Origin of the sequence: Litoribacillus peritrichatus (genome assembly GCF_039537985.1) — a bacterium.
GTDB classification, from domain to species: Bacteria; Pseudomonadota; Gammaproteobacteria; order Pseudomonadales; family Litoribrevibacteraceae; genus Litoribacillus; species Litoribacillus peritrichatus.
The window spans coordinates 622,989-625,101 of sequence record NZ_BAABBN010000012.1; the positions used below are offsets into that span (position 1 = coordinate 622,989).

At 55.4% G+C, this 2,113-nt stretch carries 1 protein-coding gene; it reads right to left on the minus strand.

The annotated features are described in order from the left end of the window. On the minus strand, positions 1 to 2,113 hold a 2,113-nt coding region (locus ABD744_RS19335), incomplete at both ends, for a beta strand repeat-containing protein (protein WP_344800226.1).

Here is a 2,113-nt window from a genome sequence, read left to right on the forward strand (position 1 = left end):
AGTCGCTGAGGTAATTTCAACATCCGTGGCACTGGTCAGCGTATAGGTTGCACCACTCTCACCGGTCAAGGTAAGCGTTGAAACGTCCACGTCGTTGGTCGCGCCTGGGAATTTCGCCAGGTTGCTGCCCGTCACCACCAGTGCGCCGCTGGTTGCATCGTAGGTGGCTGAGGTGATGGTCGGTGATGTCACGCCACTGACCGTCACAGCGTTACCGGTCAGATCAGCGATATTTGCAGCGACGTCCGCCCCTGGCAGCCAGTCTTCTGCCGCCGCCAGGTTGTAGGCCGCCCCGCCATCGGAAGTTAGGCCGTCTTTATTCAGTAAGCCATTGACGTTGAGCTGATCCGCTGCATTCAACGTCAGGGTAAATGAGGTCGCACTGGAAATTTCAACGTTGCTGGTCGTCAAGGTGTATGTATTATTGCCTTCGCCATTCAGGGTCAGCTTGGTCACATCGATGTCGTTTATCGCACCGGATTTGCTGACAAAGTTCGTCCCGGTGACCACCAAAGTACCGGTATCCGCAGCGTAAGTTGCAGAAGTGATTTCTGCGGTAGGAACATTACTGACGGTGATCCCGGTTGTGGCATCGGCGATGCCCGGACTGGTAGCCGCCCCCGGCATCCAGCGATCCGCCGCATTCAGGTTGTAAGTGGTGTTGTCGCCTGAAGTGGTGCCGCTTTTATTCAGTAAACCATTGACCACCACCTTATCGGCGGCATTGAGCGTCGCAGAGAACGCCGTGGCGGAAGTGATTTCGACATTGGTGGTCGTTAATGTACGGATGCCGCTGCCTTCGCCAGTCAGGGTGAATTTGGTGAGATCCACATCGTTCAGTGCCCCCGCTTCATTCACAAAGTTGGTGCCGGTGACGGATAACACACCCGTTGTCCCATCGTAAGCCACCGAGGTGATGGCCGGATCGATGACACCACTGACAGTGATGCTATTGCCCGTCAGGTCAGCGCTGTTGGTGCCTGCATCCGCGCCAGGCATCCAACGGTCTGCAACCGCCAGATTGTAGGTCGTGCTGTCAGACGAAGACGTACCATTTTTATTCAGCAAGCCATTGATGTTGGTTCGATCAACCGCACTCAAGGTCAGACTCACGGTGGTGTCATTGGTGATTTCGACCGAAGACGTGGTGGTCAAGGTGTAAGAACTATTGCCATCCCCTAACAAAGTGAACTTGGTTGGATCAACATCGTTGGTGGCCCCGACTTCTTTAACAAAGTTGGTACCGGTCACCACCAACACACCGGTGCCTGCGTTGTAGGTGCTGCTGGTCACCACAGGGACGGCAACATTACTTACCGTAATGCCATTACTGGTGGTGTCACTGATGTCGGTGGTGGGCGCGCCGCCCGCCAGCCAGTTATCAGCCGCCGCCAGGTTGTAGGTTTGTCCGCTGCCGGAGGCCGTGCCGTTTTTATTCAGCAAGCCGTTAATGTTCAGTTGGTCAGTGGTATTTAAAGTGACGGTAAAGGCGGTGTCATTGGTGACTTCCACGCCAGACGTCGTCAGGGTGTAGGTGTTGCCGCTGTCCCCCGTGAGGGTCAGTTTGGTCGGATCAACGTCATTGGTCGCCCCTGCCACTTGGCTGAAGTTGGTGCCAGTAACCACCAAAGCACCGGTACCGAAGTCGTACGTTGCGGAAGTTATGGTCGGGTCGGCCTGAGCACTGACCGTCACCCCATTGGTTGCATCCGAGGTATCGCCTGCCGTGACATTGGCCATAAAGTCATCGGCCGCTGCGAGGTTAAAGACAGTGGCATCGTCCGCCTGTGTGCCATCTTTATTGAGTAAGCCATTCACATTGAGCTTATCGGTGGCGTTCAGCGTCACAGAGAAGGAGGTGGCGTTGGTGATTTCAACGTCCGAGGTGGTCAGGGTATAAGTGGCGTTCCCTTCCCCTTTCAGGGTTAACTTGCTGACACTTACGTCATTCGCCCCGCCGGATTTGCTTTCAAAATCCACCCCGGTCACCGTCAAAACACCGGTGCCAAAATGGTAGGTCGCGGAAGTGATGGTCGGTGCAGGCACATTACTGACTGTGATGCCATTGCCGGTCGCATCCACAATGTTATTGCTGGTTGCCGCCCCCGCCATC